Source organism: Hymenobacter tenuis (genome assembly GCF_054780495.1).
Genome location: NZ_BAAGWF010000004.1, coordinates 1145987 through 1166926, shown reverse-complemented (window position 1 = coordinate 1166926; position 20940 = coordinate 1145987). Strand labels below are relative to the sequence as shown.

The following is a 20940-nucleotide window of genomic DNA, read 5'->3' as shown; positions in this document are numbered from 1 at the left end:
GTATTCTGGTTATGCTGCCTCCTGTTATAGAAACTACCGATATTTCCAAGGTCTACCGGATGGGGGCAGAGGAAATCCACGCGCTGCAATCAGTAACTATTACTATCCAGCGCGGTGAGTACGTAGCCTTTATGGGTCCATCGGGCTCCGGCAAGTCAACCCTCATGAACATTGTAGGGTGTCTGGATACGCCTTCGGGTGGCCGCTACATCCTCAATGGCAAGGACGTCAGCAACATGACCGACAACCAGTTGGCCGATGTGCGCAACCGCGAGATTGGGTTCGTATTCCAGTCGTTTAACCTGCTGCCCCGGGCCACTGCCCTCGATAATGTAGCCCTGCCCCTGATTTATGCGGGCTATGGCAAAAGCGAACGGCAAGAGTTGGCCCGTGAAGCCTTGCGCAGCGTAGGCCTCGCCGACCGTGCTTTGCACAAGCCCAACGAGCTAAGCGGTGGACAGCGCCAGCGCGTGGCCATTGCCCGTGCCCTCGTCAATAACCCCAGCATTATCCTGGCCGACGAGCCTACCGGCGCCCTCGATACTCGCACCAGCCACGAGATAATGGACCTTTTTGAGGCCTTGTACGTCCGCGGCAATACCATCATTATGGTAACGCACGAAGAGGACATTGCCCGCCACGCGCACCGCATTGTCCGGTTGCGCGATGGCCTGGTGGAGTCCGATGTGGTGAATACAGATCTGGCTAGCTATCAGCCAGTAGAAAGTCATTAAAGCTACCCAGGCGCTATAAATGGAGGCTTGCATCTAACAACTAAGGCGCTTGGTTGGTAGTAGATCTTTCTGCCCACTTTTTCTTCCTTTTCCAGTTGAAGATCTATACCAAAACCGGCGACAAAGGTCTCACCTCGCTTATTGGCGGCACGCGCGTTCCAAAGTCCAGCCTTCGTATCGATTGCTACGGCACCGTTGATGAGTTAAACTCCTACTTGGGCCTAGTGCGCGACCAAGAAGTAAATGCCAAGCGCCGGGACCTGCTCAAGGAAATCCAGGACCGGCTGTTTACCATTGGCGCTTCATTGGCTTCCGACCCGGAAAAGTCGAAGATGAAGATTCCGGATTTGCACGAGCAGGACATTACCCTGCTGGAACAGGAAATGGACCGCATGAATGAAACGCTGCCGGAACTGCGGGTTTTTGTGCTTCCTGGTGGTCATCAGTCCGTTTCCTTTGCTCACGTAGCCCGGTGCGTATGCCGCCGGGCCGAGCGGCTGGTAATCCAGCTCCGCGAAGATTCCTTCGTAGCCGACTTGGTCATCGTGTACCTGAACCGCCTTTCCGACTTCCTTTTTGTGCTCAGCCGCCAGATGGCTCATGAGCTTCAGGCGGAAGAAGTGAAGTGGGAACCTCGCATGTAGCTGCGGCAGTTACGCCAGACTAACAAGTGTTCGGAAGAAATTCTGCACCTTTACTTAACCGCTCTTATCACCTTCTCGTCCCACCCACTCCAGCACAACTGGTGTAGCCTCACTTCCGTTTTTAGAGGCCTCTACCTGCTGTGTCCCAGTTACCCTTTTCCCCACCCCACTCCCTATGCTTGACACGCTCACCATCAACACCCAGCGTACTACTACCTCGCGCCGCGCGGAAGTAGACTTCGACACGCTGGAATTCGGCAAGGCCTTCTCCGACCATATGCTGGTAGTCGACTACCATGATGGCGAATGGCAGGAGCCCCAGATTGTACCGTACGGCGACATGTCGGTAAGCCCGGCCAACTCTGCACTGCACTATGGTCAGGCTATTTTTGAAGGCATGAAAGCCTACAAAAATCAGCAGGATGAGGTCTTCATTTTCCGCCCCTACGATAACCTGAACCGGCTAAACCTTTCGGCTGAGCGCATGTGCATGCCCACCATACCGGAGGAGATTTTTATGCAGGGACTAAGCCAGCTCATTCGGCTTGATAACGAGTGGGTACCCAACTTTGCTGGCAGTGCGCTGTACATCCGGCCCTTCATGTTTGCTACGGATGGCTTCTTGGGTGTGCGTCCCTCCAACTCTTACCGTTTCATGATCATCACGTGCCCGGTAGGCCTGTACTACAATAAGCCCCTGCGTGTGCGCTTCGAAGAGAAGTACGTACGCTCGGCGGAAGGCGGCGCTGGCTACGCTAAAAATGCCGGTAACTACGGCGCGGCCATGTACCCCACCAAAGTGGCCCAGCAGGAAGGCTACAATCAGCTCATCTGGACCGATGCTTCAGAGCATAAATATGTAGAAGAATCTGGCACCATGAATGCCGTTTTCGTGATTAATGGTCGTGTTATCACGCCAGCGCTCAGCACGTCCATTCTGGATGGCATTACCCGCCGCAGCGTGCTCCAGCTGGCCCAAGACTGGGGTATTCCGGTTGAAGAGCGCAAGGTATCGGCCGTTGAGATAATGGCCGCTCAGGCAAATGGCACTCTAGAGGAAGCTTTTGGCGTGGGTACTGCCGCTACAATCGCGCCTATCTCCGTAATTGGCTACCAAGGCCACGATTACTCCCTTCCTACTCCTGCTGCTGATGCTTTCTCGCACCGGGTATCTGCAGCGCTTGCTGCCATCCGCAGCGGCGAAGCGCCTGACACGCACGGCTGGATGGTGCGCGTGTAAACAAGATATACGTAATAGAAGCCCATTTTACTAGGTCTTTCTTTGCCTTAAACCCGAAACAGCCGGCTCTTATATGAGTCGGCTGTTTTCTTTTGCCGACCTTTGAGCCACACATATTTTCACTTTTAACCTTTCCCATGACCCACGACCAGGTGAAGGAATTGAAGGGCCGCGCTGAGGCCCTGAGGAGGTATCTTTGACTACGATGCCCGTAAAGCCCAGGTCGTAGAGACCGAACAACAAACCACAGCCCCCGGCTTCTGGGATGACTCTAAGAAAGCCGAGGCCGTAATGCGAGACATCAAGTCCATTAAAGTCTGGACAGATGAATACGAAGCGGTTGAAAAGCTACTCGGCGACGTTGAGGTACTCTATGACTTCTATCGCGAAGGCGACGTTGCCGAGGATGAGATGCAGCGTGAGTTTAACACAGCTCAGCAGGCTGTGGAGCGCCTCGAGTTTAAGCGCATGCTGTCTGATGAAGAAGACCAGCTTTCTGCCATTATCGACATCAATCCCGGGGCCGGTGGTACCGAAAGCCAGGATTGGGCCGAGATGCTTATGCGCATGTATATCATGTGGGGCGAAAAGCAAGGCTTCACCGTGCGCCAGGTCAACTATCAGCCGGGAGAAGGCGCTGGTATCAAGTCAGCTTCTTTGGAGATAACCGGGCCATTTGCCTACGGCTACCTAAAAAGCGAAATCGGCGTGCATCGTTTGGTGCGCATCTCCCCCTTCGATAGCAGCGGCCGCCGGCATACCTCGTTTGCCTCCGTGTTTGCCTACCCTGTGGTTGATGACACGATTAACATCCAAATAAACCCTAGCGACATAACCTGGGATACCTACCGGGCAGGTGGTGCTGGGGGGCAGAACGTAAACAAGGTAGAAACTGCCGTACGCCTCACCCACGCGCCCTCGGGCATCATCATTGCCGTCCAGATTGAGCGCAGCCAGCTCATGAACAAAGAGCATGCGTTGCGTATGCTTAAGTCCAGGCTGTACCAACTGGAACTTGATAAGCGCAATGAGGCTAGGGCTGTAGTGGAGGCCGGCAAAAAGCGTATCGACTTCGGCTCCCAAATCCGGAACTACGTGTTGCACCCATACAAGCTTATCAAAGACCTACGCACCGGAGTAGAACGCACCGACGTGCAGAACGTGCTGGACGGTGATCTGGAGGAATACATCAAAGCTTACCTGATGCAGAACTAGGATTTTGTTAGTACCAAGACACAAAAAAGGGCTGCCAAAATTGGCAGCCCTTTTTAGGTTTGTTCTGTGAAGGGTTATTTCACATCCCAGAACACACGAGTCTCAACGTTGTCACCACCAATTGCGGCGGCAGCGGCGGTGTTATTCGTAGCGTTCAGGTTCTGCTCAACAACTGGATATGGGAAGCGCTTCGGCAAAGCCGACAGAGCACCAGCAGGAGCCGTTAACGTAGGCGAGTCCAGACGACGGTACTCTCTGAATGAATCAACAGGCTGATCATACAGAGCAATCCACTTCTGAACACCAATCTTCTGCTTGTAGTCCCCAGCAGCAGTTGTGTACTTAACAGATGGCTGAGCCAAGTAGGCAGCAGCTTCTGTCTCCGTTCCACCCCACTCAAGGATAGAAGCCGTAACAGCTGCATTGTAATGCGACTCAGCAGTTCCTCCCCCTACATCAAATCCACGCTCAACGGCTTCTGCTAGTAGAAACTCAACTTGAGCATAAGAAAGGAGAGTGCCTGGGTGAGTAGCGTTCTCCTGCTCTGTACCTGGAGCTGAGAAAGTAGCGTAGTTGTTGCTGGTGCCATACACACCACCTTTGAAGGTACCATCTTTCGCTAGCTTGAAGTAGTTGTCGATACGAGGGTCTTTCAACTCATTCAGCTTGTTGATGAAGGTGTTGGCTCCAACAAAGTCATTCCGGCCACTCTGCACCAACTGTTCAAACAGAGGGTTCGTGTTTGGGTTAGAAGACTGGAAGGAAACTATAGCATTTTCCTCGTTAGAGGAGATAAGCTTGCCTTTCACTTCACTAACCATTTTCGCTGCCGTAGTTGGATCCTTGTCAGCAATAGTCAAGGCAAGACGCAGTTTTAGCGAGTTGGCAAACTTTACGAAACCTTCAACTCCTCCACGCCCCTGACCATATAACAGATCAGCTTGGTCTAGAGAGCCTGCACCTTCATCAAATTTCGCGATAGCGGCATCCAGACGAGCAATCAGGTCGGTATAGATGGCGGCATCGTCATCATACTTAGGTGCCTTCAAAAAGTCCAGCGCCTCCGAATAAGGCACATCACCAAATGTGTCCACGAGCGTTGCCCACGCATACACCTCCAGCACCTCAATAGAGGCAAGCTGATTAGCCTTTGCTGCCGGGTCAAACAACGGATCGTTATTGGCCGAGATAATCGTTTTGGCCTCTTGCAAGTCGCGCAGCACGTCGCGGTAGATCGACGTCCAGAACCCACCATTGATATTGCGGGTCTTGATATCGTAGATGCTCTCGTCGAAGTAGGTAGTCTCAGCCCAATACTGCGTGTACAGGCGGAAAGGGTTAAGGTTTACGCTTGGGCTAACTACCGTGCGAGCCAAAGCTAGTTCAGCGCTCGAAACCAGAGTAGGGCCAGGTACTTGGCCAGACTGTGGGCGCTTAGGGTCAACATTATAATCATCCAAGGTCTCAACGCAGGAGGTAGCTAGTACCAGCGCTGGCAGGATGTAAAGAAGCGATTTTTTCATTTCTAGAAGTAATTAGAAGCTAAAGCGGATATTACCACCAAACGTCCGTACGGCTGGGAAAGATCCCGAAGAATAGCCTTGGCCCAGGTTGCCCGAGCTCAATGCATCCTCTGGGTCAGCGTCCGGGAGGTTTTTGGAAATAATCCACAGGTTACGACCTACCAACGAGAAATCAATGCCTTTCACGCCACCGATTTTCGAGGCAATGGTAGTAGGCAACGAGTAGGTCAGAGACACCTCACGTAGCTTCACAAAGCTGGCATCGTATACGAATGCAGATGCAGGATTACGCAAGTAACCATACAGGCCGTAGTTGGTATTGCTTACCCGACGTGCGTTAGGAGTACCATCAGCAAGTACACCTGGCAGAATTACACCACCACCATTGGCAATTGTGTTACGCGATGGGTTACCCAAATCATTAAGCTGAGCCGTTTCAGGAGTCATACCTGTAGCTAGGCCATAATAACGGTCCAGCGAGAAGATGTCACCACCCTGGCGGATGTCAACAAGGAAGTACAACGACACGCCTTTGTAGCTCACCGTGTTTGATACACCACCCGTCCAATCTGGGTTAGGGTTGCCAATCACATTGTTAACTGTTGCCGTCTGCGCATAGTAACCGTTAGCACCTACCACCTTTTCACCGTTCAGGTAAACAAAGTCCCCGCCGCGGATTGAGCCGAAGGCTTCACCTACCGTTGCGTTGGAGCTCACACCACCCTGGTAGTTGGCCAATACAATGTTGTCAACACCTTCGTAGAGCGAAAGGATTTTGTTTCGGTTACGAGTCCAGTTGGCATTCAAGGTCCAGGTGAAGTTTTCGTTTTTCACTGGAGTTACGAAAGCCGATAGCTCGATACCACGGTTCCGAACCTCACCCGAGTTTACGAAACGCTGGCTGTAACCAGTGGCCGTAGAAAGAGCAACTGCAATGATCTGGTCAACAGTATTCAACTGATATGCTGTCAGGTCAAAGCCAAGGCGGCTCTGAAGAAAGTTCATCTCCAAACCCGCTTCGGCGCTCTTTGTGCGCTCAGGCTTTAGATCAGGGTTGTTTTTCGTGCCCGGAACAGAGTAAAGAGCGGTGCCGTTGAAGGTTGACACTTTCGTGTACACATCGTTTACAGACAAAGCGTTTGCACCAGATCCTACTTCGGCGTAGTTAGCACGAACTTTACCATATGAGAGCCACTGCACGTCCTTCAGCAATTCCGAGAACACGAAACCACCGGCAATAGAGGGATAGTAGAAGGTGTTGTTTGCAGAAGGCAGCGTAGTAGACTTATCGCGGCGAGCCGTCAGGTCTAGGAACAGCATGTCCCGGAAGCCCAACGTAACGCTGGCAAAAACACCATCTACAGCAACCTTGGTTTCGTTTTCCGTTGCAGGCAGCGGATCACTTACCGAGTTAGACAAGGCGTATAGCTCAGGTACAACCAAGCCACCGTTCGTAGCCGAGAAAACAGAGCTTTCGTAGACACGACGTAAGTTACTACCGATCAGAGCCTTCACGTTGAACGTCTCGGTAATGTCCTTGTTGAAGTTACCGATCAGGTCGTAGTTATATTCACGCGCGGTACGGTTGAAACGGCTGTAGCTCGATAAGCCAACGCTACCAATAGCGTTACGTTCTTCCTGAATTTCGTCGTACGAGTCAGAAGTTACGCGACCCAGGATGTTAAACCAGTCGGCTACTTTATACGTAGCGGCTACGTTACCGAAGAAGCGGTTGCGGCTATCGGTCTCGTAGTTCTTATAACGTACCCAGTATGGGTTGTTCCAGTAGATTGGGCTTAGATCGTCTGGATCAGAGTAGTTGTACGTCTTGTTCTGACCGGTGCGCTCATAAGCAGCTTTCTGCTCCTTCAGGTCAACGTTCGTCTGCCACCACTGGCGGAAGTTCGTCATTACGTTACCATCGCCGTAGCCAGTACCGTAGCGGCCTTTGCCATCTACACGGGTGTAGTTGATGGAAGCCGAGGTAGTCAGTTTAGGGGTTAGGTTCAGCGAACCAGCGAAATTGACGATGTTCTTGTTTACTTCGCTGTTCTCCAGAACACCCTTGTCGCGGATGTTGTTGTAGCCCAGTTTGAAGTAGCCATTATCGTTACCACCATCAATAGAAATGCTATTGTTGAGCGTAACAGCCGTCTTGAAGAATTCTTCTGGGCCGTTCTTCGCAGCTACCCAAGGCGTAGCCTTCCGGTAGGTTGGCGAAGTAGGATCGAAAGAATCCCACTGGTACACGTTCAAATTTGGATCGAAACGAGCGCCATAAGAAGCATCTTCTGACAAAGGCGTTACCAGGTCATCTGTACCATCGCCGTCGATGTCGCGGGACAGGAAGAAGCCGCTCTCGTCTTCATAATAGCGGCCGTAACCGGCACCATACTGATCCTGATACTTAATAAAGGTCTTCTTGTCGATACGACCGGCGGTAGCCCCCAAGTTAATGGTTACACCCAAGCCTTTCCGGCCTTTCTTGGTAGTAATCAGAATTACACCGTTGGCAGCACGCTCACCGTACAGAGCCGTAGCGGCAGCACCTTTCAGTATCGTCGTTGAAGCAATGTCATCAGGGTTGATGTCAGCAGCAGCGTTACCATAGTCATAACCACCACGACCAGTCTGCTGATCGGCAGAGTTCGTGTTGGCATTGCTGATCGGAACACCATCCACAACAAACAGAGGCTGGTTATTGCGCGAGATAGACTTGGTACCGCGGATCAATACGTTAGTTGATCCACCCAGCGTGTTGCTTTGGCGAACGTTCACACCAGCAACCTTACCTGACAGGCCGTTGATGAAGTTGGGGTTACGAGCCTTGGTAATGCTTTCACCCTCAACCTGCGTTGCCGAGTATGGCAGCGAGTTGCGGGTTCTTTCTACGTTTTGGGCGGTTACTACAACTTCGCCCAGCTGCTTGGTGTCGGGAGCCAGTCCAATGTCAATGGAGGAAGCATCGCCGATTGCACGCTCTACCGATACAAAGCCGATAGAGGTGAAGGTTAGGGTAGTAGCTGAAGACGGTACGGATAGTGTGTAAGTACCATCTGCATTCGTCGACACCCCATTATTAGTACCCTTTGCGAGAACCGTAACCCCCGGAAGTCCCTGACCTGTAGTACGGTCTGTAACTCGTCCGGAGACTTGCCGGTTCTGTGCGGCCGCCTGCTGCAACAGTACGGGCGCGGTCAGAGCCGCCGTCAATAAAATTTTCCGCATGTGAGTGAAAAGAGTTTGGTGAATTGAAACTGAGCTCCAAGTTAGGATTTACTGCTCAAAACTGAAAAAAATTAAATTACTCTCCTATATATCATCAGAAGTTGGCAACGCAACAGGGCTTTCTCCCTCTTCTCATATAGGCTTCATCTACTAGCCACCTATAGGAAGCAAAGTCAAATTAGCTTTGTCATCGTAGATGTATGATTAAGACCTCTCCCCTACTCCATATCCTCTCTGCCTACCCTGCCTTCTTCTGTACTTCGTCATTCGCTATAGTAAGTGCTCATATCAAAACAGGGTATTGAGCTTACAATCCAACTAAAGCAGGATCTTCACTTAACTATACTGGCTTAATATACCGCTTTTTTTTCGCAAAATAAGAATACCCAGCTCTAGATAACAGTAGCAGAGGAGCCAAATACGCAGCAAGTATAGTCTCCACACTAGCATAAGTACCCTGCACTAGGCCAGTAATGGTCTCAAACCCACCTATTGATTCTTCTTAGGTATTAACTACAAGGTTACTTAGCAGTATGTAGCCAAGCCAGATACTACTCTTTATGTTGATATTATATATGCTTTTAGCCTACAAGAGGAGTTGACTGATTCCAAGAGCCTAGTAAGTTGTCAAGTGCTGCTGCTCTGGCCGCCTCAAGCAATGTGCATGCTCCACAATAAGCATCTGTATATAGGCTTGACAATAGAGGATTAGTAGCCGTTTGCTAGTACACCATTAATCTTGAATTATTGGTGTTCATCTTGTTAGTACTTACTTAGATATCAGTGTACAATTTGAGTAACACATTACTTAGTTAATAGTGCACGGTCTTACAATTGCTCTATATATACTATATATTATATAAAACATGACATAAAGACTAATGAATCTACTCTAAATACTAATTATATATAACGCAAGAACATATTCTGTTTAGACCATACACTATTTAAAGAACTGCGCATCCAATGACAATTGCTTATATTAAATATTAATTTATTTTTAATATCATTTACCTTACATAACTTCAAGTCTAGCCGACTGAGTTATCGGCTGAAATTCTTAATGCCTGCTACTATTTGGTAATGCACTACGCATTAGCATTATACATTCTTGCTTCTGTTAACAAGTGTGAAACCATAAGAAGGAAATTTGTATAGCAACGTGCAGTAAGCTAAGTTAAATTATGTAACATATCAAACAAGTTCAAAATCAAGCTGAAGTTCCGTAGATCCTTTTGTCAATATATTCAACATTAAAGAAGAAATCAGAATTTGTTTGGCCCGATGAAAAGCAAAAAAATTGGGGCATAAATTATCTTTCACCTAGAAAATGTATGCGTTCATCGAGAATATAAGGAGATTTTGAAACTAGCCAGATTTTAAGTGATGGAAGTATTGAATCCATAACTATTTTAGCATTTCCGCAACCCACGCTGCTAAAAATCACGCCTTTTTCAACACATCTACCTTTTTCATGAAAAGAACATTACTTGTAGCACTACCCCTGCTTGCTATTACGGCAACACAAGTAGTTGCTCAAACCCGGAGCGTTTCCGGACGGGTTACCGATCGGGCCACTGGAGAGGGCTTACCAGGCGTCACGGTACTTGTAAAAGGAACTACTACTGGTGTATCTACCAACTCTGATGGTAGCTTTACACTTACCGCCCCTACTTCAGCTACTACCCTCACGTTTAGCTCAGTTGGGTTTGTGGCGCAGGATCAGCCTATCACGGATGGCAACATTCAGGTAGCCATGAGTGCTGACAGCAAACAGCTCAGCGAAGTAGTAGTAACGGGCTACGGCCAGCAACTAGAGCGGCGCGATGTAATTGGCGCCATTGCCACAGTAAAATCAACTGACTTTCAGAACCAGCCTATTCTAGGTGTCGACCAAGCGTTGCAAGGCCGGGCAGCTGGTGTTCAGGTTAACCAGAACTCAGGTACGCCCGGCTCTGGTATTGCCGTTCGTATCCGTGGTGCAGCTTCTATTGGTGCCAGCAACGAGCCTCTCTATGTAGTAGATGGCCTGCCTATTAATACGGGTAGCTATTCGCAGCTAGGCACTGGTAACCAGCAAACCAACGCGCTGGCCGATATTAACCCGAATGACATCGAGTCTATCGAAGTTCTGAAGGATGCTGCTTCAGCGGCTATCTACGGTTCGCGGGCTTCCAACGGGGTAGTACTTATTACTACCAAGCGTGGTAAGGCTGGTAAAGCAAAAATTGACTTCGATTACTACACGGGCTCACAGTCAGTGTGGAAAAAACCAGAGGTACTGGGTGGCGAGGAGCAGACGCGTCTGTTTCTGGAGGCTACTGCGAACCGTTATCCGGCCGCAGCCAATGGTACGGTACCAGCATTGGGCGTTACATTCCGCAGCAATGCTGACCTAGCTAACTATTTGTATGGTCCTGGAGGACTGGCTGTTTCAAATGGCTTGTACATCTCTAACAACACAGGGGCTATTCGTCCGCTTTCTCAGTTCCAGGATCCAACCACGTCGCCTAACACTAACTGGAACGACGAAGTACTCCGTACGGCTCCTATCAGCAACTACGGCCTGACCTTCTCGGGCGGTACTGAGCAGAGCCGCTACCGCGTAGCGCTTAACTACTTCGATCAGCAAGGGGTAGTAGTTGGCTCGGGCTTCAAGCGTGGCAGTGCCCGCGTAACCCTCGATAACAAGCTGTCGGATAAAATTCGGATGGGTGTTTCGATGGGCTTGAGCCAAAGCGTGAACAACCGTATCATCAACGACAACAGCATCTACGGCGTACTAACCACCGCCCGCCTGACGGCTAGCGACATTCCGATTTATAACCCTAATGGCACCTATGCCAAGTTTGGTTCGATCGAAAACCCTGTAGCTGCCGCCAAGGAGCCCTTCATTAAAGGTGTCAGCAACCGCCTGGTTGCTTCGCAGTACACGGAGTTTGAGCTGATCAAAAACCTGAAGTACCGCGCTACCTTCGGTCTGGACTATGTGTACTTCCGCGACGACCGCTTTATATCAACGCTGCTCAACGGTGGTGTTGGTGTACGGGGTGAAGCAACGGTAGCCACCAGCCAGAACCCGAACTACAACCACGTCAGCGCCTTCAACTATTCCAAAACGTTCGGTTCTGACCATACGCTCAGCGCCTTGGCTGTAGCAGAATACCAGCGTGACGTGTATAGCGACACGTATGCCCAAGCCACTAACTTCCCTGGTAACACCATCCGGGAGCTGGCAGCAGGCGCTCAGAAGACAGCCGCTACCTCATCTACTACCCTCAGCGCATTGTTCGGCGTATTGGGTAAAGTTGATTACTCGTACAAAGGTAAATACCTGATCGGCGCTACGGTACGTCGTGACCGGTCGTCGCGCTTTGGCACGAACAACCAAGTAGGTTACTTCCCGGCTATTTCAGCTGGCTGGCGTGTGCTGGAAGAAGGCTTCCTGAAGGATCAGACGCTAATAAGTGAACTGAAACTGCGTGGTAGCTATGGCGAAACCGGTAACCAGGCCATCGGTAACTTTGCTTCCCGTGGTCTTATCAGCCCCGGTGCCAACTACCTTGACCAAGGTGGTCTGACTATTTCACAGTTGGCTAACCCTGACCTGAAGTGGGAGCGTACTCGCACGGCAAACGCAGGTATTGACCTGGGTTTCTTGGAAAACCGCGTGTATGTATCGGCTGATGTGTATCAGCGCAAGACCGACGACCTACTATTGGGTCAGGTCGTTGTTGGCAGCTCGGGCTTCCTAAGCTACCAACAGAACGTTGGTAACATCGAAAACAAGGGTATTGAATTTGCCCTGAACACGATTAACGTTCGCAATGAAGGAACTGGCTTCAACTGGGAAACCAACTTCAACCTGAGCATCAACCGGAACGAAGTAACCAAGCTGGCTGACGAGCAGACCAACCCTTTAGGCCAGGCTTCTGGTTTTGCTAGCCGCCTGATCAAGGGTCAGCCGCTGGGTGCTTTCTATGGCTACCGGGTAGACAAAATTTTCCAGACGCAGGAAGAGCTTCAGGGCCTGAATGATGCTGCCGCAGCCCGATACGGTGCTGGCATTACCTATCAGTCATTGAACACCCGTCCTGGCGACATCAAGTTCCGTGATTTGAACAATGACGGCCGGATTACGGCAGCGGACCAGGAAATCATTGGTAATGCGCAGCCGAAGTTTTATGGTGGCTTTACCAACACTCTGCGCTACATGAACTTCGACCTGACGGCGTTCCTGCAGTACAACGTTGGCAACGACATTTACAACAGCAGCCGTTCGTTCACGGAAGGTATGAGCACCGTTTACGGACAGGATGTTACCGTTCGGGACCGTTGGACGCCTACTAACACCGATACGGATATGCCCCGTGCCGTATATGGCGACCCCAACAACAACGCTCGTACGTCAGACCGCTTCCTGGAAGATGGCTCGTATGCTCGCCTGAAAAACCTGACGCTGGGTTACACTCTGCCCTCCGCCTTGGCTAGCCGCGCCCGCATCCGCACCGTGCGCATTTACGCCCAGGCACAAAACCTGGTAACGTTCACGAACTACTCGGGCCTTGACCCAGAAGTGAGCACGTTCAGCGGTAATAACACGGCGCTCGGCACCGACTTCTTCACTTACCCACAAGCCCGCACCATCACGGGTGGCATCACGCTCGGGTTCTAATTCATTTCTTCGACGCACATATAGTCATGCAAATATTTTCCCTTCGTCAACTGGCCACTCGTTCAGCCCTTCTGCTGACCCTTGGATTAGGACTTGCAGCCTGCGACAAAGCCTTGGAAGTTGAGCCCCGCAACAGCATTAGCTCAGACACCGGCTTCAAAACTAAAGAAGATGCGGCAGCTGGCCTGCTAGGCGCTTACGATGCTGTACAGAATGCCAGCTACTATGGCATTTCGTATCCGGCGTTTGCCGACCTGATTTCGGGCAACATCCTGCACGTGGGTACTTTCAATACTACCTATGGTGCCGTAGGCCAGAACCAGGTATTGCCTGATAACATTGAGCTAGGTAACACATGGAACGTTATTTATAACGCCATCAACCGCGCCAACTATGTTATCCAGCAGAGCGAAGCCATTACCGATCCAGCATTCGCTAAGAATGCTACCCTCGGTGAAGCTCGCGCCCTCCGTGCTTTCCACTACATGAACCTGCTGGCTTTCTGGGGTGGTACCACGGAAGGGTACGGCTATCCTAACGGCCTAGGTGTGCCGCTGCGCCTAACCCCAACTACTGAGATTGGCGAACCGACCAAGCCCACCGCTCGGGCAAGCGAAGCCGAAGTAGTAGCAGCCATCCGGGCTGACCTGGATTTTGCAATTGCCAATCTGCCGGTTGGCAACGGCAACCGCATCACCAAGAACTCGGCGCAAGCATTGCGGGCTCGTCTGGAGCTGCGGATGCGCAACTACACCGATGCTCTCACGTTCGCGCTACAAGTCCCGGCCACCGCTGGTTTTAATGCGGCTGGCGCAGTTACTGCGGCCCCAGCAAATGATGCTATCTGGCGTTTGTTCTTCTCTCCTACCGACCAAAACGCTATGGCGTTTTACTGGTTCCCCTCTACCGCAGGTGGACGGAATGAGTTTGACCCAACTCCTTCGTTGATAGCAGCTCACCCAACCGGCGACCTGCGTCGCGTTATCAACTCGCAGACTTCCCCGACTGGAACCACCGCTAAGTTTGTCCGGACTTCTACTGGCGATGATCAGTTCAGCATGGTACGTTACTCAGAAGTGGTGCTGACCCTTGCAGAAGCTTACGCCCGCACTGGCGACTTGGTAAACGCTAAAGCAAAGTTAGATGTGATTCGCCTACGCGCTGGCCTAGCCCCTACTACGGCTGAAACCGAAGCGGACCTGATTACGGACATCATGCTGCAGCGCCGCTTGGAGCTGGCGTATGAAGGCCACTACTGGTTCGACCTGCGCCGTACGAACATGATCCAGACGGCTATTCCGGCCTATGAGCAAGCATTCCGCAACGTGTTGCCTATCCCGCAGCGGGAAGTGCAGGTTAGCGGTGGCATTGTAACTCAGAACCCTGGTTACTAGTCAACAGCACGCTTATCGTTCCAAAAAAGGCTCTCACGCAATGTGGGAGCCTTTTTTTATGTTATCCGCATCAGATATCCGTTATTCGTAGCACTACCTCTTCCGTAGCTGATGGTACGTGGCGTAACCAACTGACAATCTTTTCTGCTACCTCATTAGGCTCGGCTAACCTGCCTTCGGCGTGAAAGCTTGCAAACCGATCGGCCTCGCTGAAGCTATGCGTGTCGGCTGCCCGGATGTGCTCCTGCATAGGGGTATCAAGGATGCCAGGCGCCAGGCTGCGAATACGCACGCCACTGCCCCGCAGGTCTTGCTCCTTTTGCGCCGTGCGGGAAAGGGCATCAAGGGCTGCTTTGGAGGCGGAGTAGGCGCCCCAACCATCGACAGCGCGTTGGGCGGCTCCGCTACTGATATTCAAGATAGTTCGCGGCACCGTACTGCCCCTGTAGGCACTAAGGAAGGTGTTCATTAACATAGCCGGCGCGACTATATTCACGTCAAACACAAACTCAAAGTGCTCGTTGGTGTGCTCTCCTAGGTAGCCAATTTCTCCAAGCACGGCGGCGTTATTTATCAGCGTGATGCTGTCGGCATCAGACCAGTGCGGAAATACTTTGTATAGATTATTCTGCACGGCCAGCATATCCGATAAATCAAGTGGCTGGTGGCAATACCGCTCGTGCTCGATGGTAGCGTGGCGGCAAACACCAATAACAATGTTAGCAGGCTGGCGCAGTACTGCTTCGGCTAGCGCTTTACCTAGGCCACGGCTGGCTCCGGTGATGATATAGTAGTGCATGGGAATGGAGAAAGGAAGATGGCAGACAGCTAAAAAGTACGCGGGAAACGCAAAAAAGGCAGCGTGTGCTGCCTTTTTTATTCTTTCGGGAGGTTTCAGCCTCTTTAGAACCTAGCAATTCTTACAGGATATACTGGCTCAGGTCACGGTTTTTGACCATGCCGCTAAGCCGCTCTTCTACCATTTCACGCGTAATCTGGATGCGGGCGTTCGGCCCGATCAGGTCCGGAACATCGAAGAGAATATCATTGAGCAAGCGGCTCATAACGGTGTGCAAGCGGCGTGCGCCAATATTCTCTACCTCACTGTTTACCTCAAAGGCAATTTCCGCCAACCGCTCCAGGGCTGAATCGTCGAAGGTCAGGAACACCTGTTCGGCTTGCAAGAGCGCTTCGTATTGCTTGGTGAGAGCATTCTTGGGGTCTTTTAGAATGCGGTAGAAATCGTCTTTCGTTAAGCTCTGCAGCTCCACGCGAATGGGGAAACGTCCCTGCAGTTCCGGGATCAGGTCTGAGGGTTTCGAGACGTGGAAGGCACCAGCGGCAATGAACAGAATGTGGTCAGTGTGGATGATGCCATACTTGGTACTGACGGCTGAGCCTTCCACGATAGGTAGCAAGTCGCGCTGCACACCTTCGCGACTTACATCGGGGCCGCCACCGCCTTTGCCGCTGCGACTGGCAACCTTATCAATTTCATCGATGAAAATGATGCCCGCGTTTTCAGCGTGACGAATGGCTTCGTCTTTTACCTCATCCATATCGATGAGCTTAGCAGCCTCTTCATCCAGCAGGATTTTGCGGGCCTCGGCTACGGTTACTTTGCGCTTACGCGTCTTTTTCGGGAGCATGGAGCCCAGCATGTCCTGAATGCCCGCCATACTCGCCTCATCCATGCCGGCAGGCCCCCCAATAACACCGATGCCTGGATTGTTGCTTTGCTGCACCCGGATGTCAATTTTGCGCTCGTCCATTTCACCGTTGCGGATTTTCTCCCGAAACCGCTCCCGGGTGCGCTCATTCAGCTCCTGATCGGAGTCGGGCAGCTCAGTGCCGGTAGTGGTAGGAAAACCCAGCGCAGGCTTGGTAGCACCATTGCTGGCCGTAACGGGTGGAATCAGGATGTCGAGGATAATGTCTTCGACCATTTGAGCCGCCTGTACTTTCACCTCTTCCTTGCGGCGCAGCTTTACCATGTTCACGGATTGCTCTACCAAGTCGCGGACCATGCTTTCTACGTCGCGGCCTACGTAGCCCACTTCCGTAAACTTGGAGGCCTCTACTTTGGTGAACGGAGCGCCGGAGATGCTGGCCAGCCGGCGGGCAATTTCAGTTTTACCAACACCCGTCGAGCCAATCATGAGGATGTTGTTGGGCACAATTTCGCGCTGCATTTCGGCGGGCGCGTGCAGCCGACGCCAGCGGTTTCGCAAGGCAATAGCCACGTGCCGCTTGGCATCATGCTGGCCGATGATGTATTTATCAAGCTCGGCCACAATCTGGGCCGGGGTCAGAAAATCAGATGATTCGAGCATAGAGCAAGTAGGGTAAGCCGGGCGCGGACCAAGCCAATACACAGCGCCACAGCGGTTGGGAGGGTTTAGCGTAGTTCTGAGCCTAGGGAGTAACGGGCGCAGCGGATGCTGGTACTTTTTTAAACAAAGAATTCAGGTTACGGGAAACGGTAAGGTAGTTGGCGCCGCCCGATGCGTGGTAGCCGGCGTGCGTGTAATCAAGCTGAAACTGACTGATATGCAACATCACGCCAAACGAAAAGCCCGCGCCGCCCGAGGTATTATCCAGGCGAAGCTCGCGGCGCTGCAGATGGTTGTAGCCAACCCGCACGTTAAGGTTCTTGCTAAGTAGCAGCTCCCCTCCTACCACAAAATGCCGGGCAATTTTGTCGCCTAGGCTTTTTTTAGGCTTTACCTCCTGCCCATTCTCATCCAGCTGGCCGCGCTGGTTGGGGTCGAGGTACACGATATCCAGTTGCTGGAGGTGGTGGGCCGTGAAGGAAAAGCGAAACGGCAGATGCTCGGGCTTAAAGGAAGTACCTATTTGCACATCCAGCGGCATCGGCTCCCTACTAGCCCCGTCATAGGGTTTAAGCTGAATGCCTACGTTGCGTATCACCAGCCCCACCGTGAAGTCTTGCTCCGGGTGCTTGAACACACCCCCAACATCAGCCAGCGCAGCAAACGAGTGGTTACCGGCAATACCGGAGCCGGCGAGCTTGAGCGTACCGGCGAGCGTGAATACCCCGGTCGTGTAGGCGTCGGCAATACTAAGCGCGTACTCATTCACCGAAAACTGCCCTAGTGAATTTCCAGCCGCATCAAACTGGTCAAACTGCCCATAGTTCAGATAGGTGAGGCCCACCCCAAATCGGCCGGCTTTCTGGGTATTGAACACGTAGGCTGCCGTGCTTTGCTTGATATCCGCTAGGTAATCGACGTAGCCCAAGGCCAGGGTGCCGTCCATGTCGGGGTTCAGCAAGGCCGGGTTACCGTACAGCATCGTGGGGTCTGCATCCCGGGCCGATACGTTCACGCCGCCTAATCCGGCTAGCTTGGCGCTGGTAGGCAGGTTCAGAAACGAAAAGGCCTGTTTGCCGCCAATTTGCGCATGTGCCCGCGAGGCTACGCCCAAAGCCAGGCCTAGTAAAGCAACAAGCGCTATAGTGCAGCGTAACGGTCGGGTCATCAGACGAAAGATAAAGCAGGTTGCCGGATAAGACGCCGACCGAAGAAGCTTTATTGTATGGTAGCCACTTACACGCGCAGGCCCTGCTGCCTAGCCTTTAAGCCAGCCGAAAGGGCCTGCGCGTTTACTAGCTGACTTCTACGCTCGGAGAAGCCGGAACCGGAACATCATCGCGCACAATTAGCTTCATCGGGTGTGCTACTTTTTCTTTCAGCAACGCTACCCGCAGCACATCATCTACCCGGTCGGCGTAATGAATGGTGAGGTCCTTGAGGTAGTCGGCCGATATTTCGTCGATGTCCTTCTTGTTTTTCGGGCACAGGATGATGTCGCGCACACCGGCACGCTTAGCCGCCAGAATTTTTTCCTTGATGCCGCCCACGGGCAACACTTTACCGCGCAGCGTGATTTCGCCGGTCATGGCCAAATGACTCCGGATTTTGCGCTGCGTGAACACCGAGGCAATGCTGGTGAAGATGGCAATACCAGCACTAGGTCCGTCTTTAGGTACAGCCCCTTCCGGGAAGTGAATGTGCAGGTCGTACTGGTCGAAAAGTCGGTAATCGATATCCAACTCCTCAGCGCGGCTACGCAGGTAGCTCAGAGCCGTCACGGCCGATTCCTTCATGACGTCGCCGAGCTGCCCCGAGAGCGTCAGCTTGCCCCGGCCGCGGCTCAGCAGACTTTCTATGAACAGAATGTCGCCGCCCACGGAGGTCCAGGCCAGCCCGGTTACTACCCCGGCGGTTTCATTGTCCTGGTACTGGTCGCGGTCGAAGATGGCGGCTCCCAGGATGCGGGTAATATCTTTCGGCTCTAGCGTGCTAGGGTACGTTTCCTTCATGGCCTTGCTCTTGGCCACATTCCGCACCACCGCACCCAGCTTGCGCTCCAAGCTCCGCACTCCCGACTCGCGGGTGTAGTCATCAATCACGCGCTGCAAAGCGGGCGTGCTGATGTTGGAATCCTTGGGGCCTAAGCCGTGCTCGTGCAGCAACTTAGGCCACAGGTGCTTTTTGGCAATCTGGGTTTTCTCTTCCAGCGTGTAGCCCGTCAGGTCGATAATCTCCATCCGGTCGCGCAGGGCCGGCTGAATGGTATCCAGCGAGTTAGCCGTGGCAATGAACAGTACCCGCGAGAGGTCGTATTCTACCTCCAGGTAGTTATCCGTGAAGGTCGAGTTCTGCTCAGGATCCAGAACTTCTAGCAGCGCCGAGCTAGGGTCGCCGCGGAAGTCAGAAGCCAGCTTATCAATTTCATCGAGCACAATAACCGGGTTAGAAGCGCCCGCCTTCTTGATCTGCGAGATGATGCGGCCAGGCATAGCGCCCACGTAGGTTTTGCGGTGGCCCCTGATTTCGGCTTCATCACGAACACCTCCCAGGCTCATGCGCACATATTGCCGCCCGAGGGCTTTGGCAATAGAACGACCTAGGGAAGTTTTGCCCACGCCGGGCGGGCCGTACAGGCACAGAATCGGGGCCTTCAGGTCCTGCTTCAGCTTCAGTACGGCTAGGTATTCAATGATGCGCGCCTTCACCTTTTCCATACCGTAATGGTCCTGGTCGAGGATTTTTTGGGTGCGCTTCAGATTAAAGTTGTCTTTGGTGTACTCCGCCCACGGCAAGTCCAGCAGAAACTCCACGTAGTTTACGCTCACCGGATATTCAGCGGCTTGCGGGTTAATGCGGGTGAGCTTATCGAGTTCCTTGTTGAAGTGTTTGGCTACGGCTTCAGGCCATTTTTTGGCTTTGGCCCGCTGGCGCAGCTTATCCACTTCTTGGTCGGGACCATCGAAGCCGAGCTCATCTTGCAGCACTTTAATTTGCTGGCGCAGGAAGTAGTCGCGCTGCTGCTGGTCGATGTCGGTGTGGACTTTGGTCTGGATTTCGCGCTTGATTTCCAGTAGCTGAATCTCCTTCATCATCAGCTCCAGCAGGTGCGTGCCGCGCTCCACACCGTCGTTGATTTCGAGTAGCTTCTGCTTTATGCTTACTTCTACGTTGATGTTGGAAGACAGAAAATGCGTCAGAAACGACGGCGACTCAATATTATCCAGCGCAATCTGGGCCTCCTGCGGAATCTCGGGGTTGAGCTTCAGCATCTTGGCCGCGGCTTCCTTCAACGACGAAACCAGCGCCTTTACTTCCTTCGACGTTTTGTTTGGGAATGCCTCCGGAGTGTAGCTCACGCGGGCCGTGAGATAGGGCGTGCTTTGCACTTCTTCCTCAATCCGGAAGCGCGACTGGCCCTGAATGATGATGGTGGTATTGCCATCGGGCAGCACCAGCAGCTTCAGGATTTTGGCCATGGTGCCTACCTGAAACAGATCCTGAAGGTTCGGGTCGTCGCTAAGGCCGTTCTTTTGGGCTACTACCCCCACAATTTTGTTGGTGCGGTAGGCCTTGCGTACCAGCCGAATGCTCTTTTTGCGCGTGACCGTAACGGGTAGTACTACCCCCGGAAACAGCACCGTGTTGCGCACTGGCAACAGCGGCAGCACTTCCGGCGACTCATCGGGCCCAAGGGGTTGGTCGGGGTCGGCGGCCACAATGGACACCATTTCTTCAGCATCTTCAGCCATAAGCAGTAAGGAAGAAAGCGGCGACTTAGAGGAATTATGTTGACTCATGCAGGGAAAGGCGGGCAAAAACGAAACACAGGTGCCAGAATGACAGCAGCAGCTAATGGTTTCGACCCCTATTACGGGACTATTTTTCGAAGGTACTGATTCGGCAAGTGCCGTGCCATCCAGCCAGGCAGCCACATCGGCAGGGTTGCTGCCT

The 20940-nt window shown here is 52.3% G+C and carries 12 protein-coding genes; 6 read left to right on the top strand and 6 right to left on the bottom strand.

Annotated elements, in window-relative coordinates:
- Positions 1-11: 11 nt before the first annotated feature.
- The 4 genes from ACYVGU_RS18550 (at position 12) to prfB (ending at position 3833) form a co-directional block, all read left to right on the top strand.
- Positions 12-734, top strand: coding sequence for an ABC transporter ATP-binding protein (locus ACYVGU_RS18550; RefSeq protein WP_460623268.1), 723 nt, complete (start codon positions 12-14; stop codon positions 732-734).
- Positions 735-829: 95 nt separating this feature from the next.
- Positions 830-1378 carry a cob(I)yrinic acid a,c-diamide adenosyltransferase gene (locus ACYVGU_RS18545; RefSeq protein WP_460623267.1) on the top strand — a complete coding sequence of 183 codons (549 nt, stop codon included), beginning with the start codon at positions 830-832 and terminating at the stop codon, positions 1376-1378.
- Positions 1379-1553: 175 nt separating this feature from the next.
- Positions 1554-2618 carry a branched-chain amino acid transaminase gene (locus tag ACYVGU_RS18540; RefSeq protein WP_460623266.1) on the top strand — a complete coding sequence of 355 codons (1065 nt, stop codon included), beginning with the start codon at positions 1554-1556 and terminating at the stop codon, positions 2616-2618.
- 137 nt (positions 2619-2755) lie between these two features.
- Positions 2756-3833, top strand: a protein-coding gene (gene prfB, locus ACYVGU_RS18535) for a peptide chain release factor 2 (RefSeq protein ID WP_460623265.1) whose coding sequence is annotated in 2 segments (ribosomal slippage) — positions 2756-2815 and positions 2817-3833 — 1077 coding nt in all. Because the reading frame shifts where the segments join, the coding sequence is not laid out codon by codon here.
- A gap of 74 nt (positions 3834-3907) precedes the next feature.
- Here the strand turns inward: prfB and ACYVGU_RS18530 are convergent.
- Together ACYVGU_RS18530 and ACYVGU_RS18525 are read right to left on the bottom strand one after the other, a co-directional pair.
- Entirely contained in the window at positions 3908-5356 is a 1449-nt protein-coding gene (locus ACYVGU_RS18530; RefSeq protein ID WP_460623264.1) for a RagB/SusD family nutrient uptake outer membrane protein, read from the bottom strand.
- 12 nt (positions 5357-5368) lie between these two features.
- The gene (locus ACYVGU_RS18525) at positions 5369-8584 is read right to left on the bottom strand and encodes a SusC/RagA family TonB-linked outer membrane protein (RefSeq protein ID WP_460623263.1); all 3216 of its coding nucleotides are present in this window, start codon (positions 8582-8584) and stop codon (positions 5369-5371) included.
- Between the two features lie 1474 nt (positions 8585-10058).
- On the opposite strand from ACYVGU_RS18525, the gene ACYVGU_RS18520 reads away from it, so the two are divergent.
- On the top strand, positions 10059-13259 hold the full coding sequence (locus ACYVGU_RS18520) for a SusC/RagA family TonB-linked outer membrane protein (RefSeq protein ID WP_460623262.1): 3201 nt from the start codon (positions 10059-10061) through the stop codon (positions 13257-13259).
- Positions 13260-13285: 26 nt separating this feature from the next.
- Positions 13286-14653, top strand: a complete 1368-nt coding sequence (locus tag ACYVGU_RS18515) for a RagB/SusD family nutrient uptake outer membrane protein (protein ID WP_460614128.1) — start codon at positions 13286-13288, stop codon at positions 14651-14653.
- 70 nt (positions 14654-14723) lie between these two features.
- Here ACYVGU_RS18515 and ACYVGU_RS18510 read toward each other — a convergent pair whose 3' ends face one another.
- The 4 genes from ACYVGU_RS18510 to lon all read right to left on the bottom strand — a co-directional run bounded on the left by ACYVGU_RS18510 (position 14724) and on the right by lon (position 20738).
- Entirely contained in the window at positions 14724-15452 is a 729-nt protein-coding gene (locus ACYVGU_RS18510) for a Rossmann-fold NAD(P)-binding domain-containing protein (protein WP_460623261.1), read from the bottom strand.
- A 121-nt stretch (positions 15453-15573) separates the two neighbouring features.
- Positions 15574-16986: an ATP-dependent protease ATPase subunit HslU gene (hslU, locus tag ACYVGU_RS18505; RefSeq protein WP_460623260.1), complete on the bottom strand. Its 1413-nt coding sequence runs from the start codon at positions 16984-16986 to the stop codon at positions 15574-15576.
- Between the two features lie 82 nt (positions 16987-17068).
- Positions 17069-18154: a type IX secretion system protein PorQ gene (gene porQ, locus ACYVGU_RS18500; protein WP_460623259.1), complete on the bottom strand. Its 1086-nt coding sequence runs from the start codon at positions 18152-18154 to the stop codon at positions 17069-17071.
- A gap of 127 nt (positions 18155-18281) precedes the next feature.
- Positions 18282-20738: an endopeptidase La gene (gene lon, locus ACYVGU_RS18495; RefSeq protein ID WP_460623258.1), complete on the bottom strand. Its 2457-nt coding sequence runs from the start codon at positions 20736-20738 to the stop codon at positions 18282-18284.
- Positions 20739-20940 lie beyond the last annotated feature (202 nt).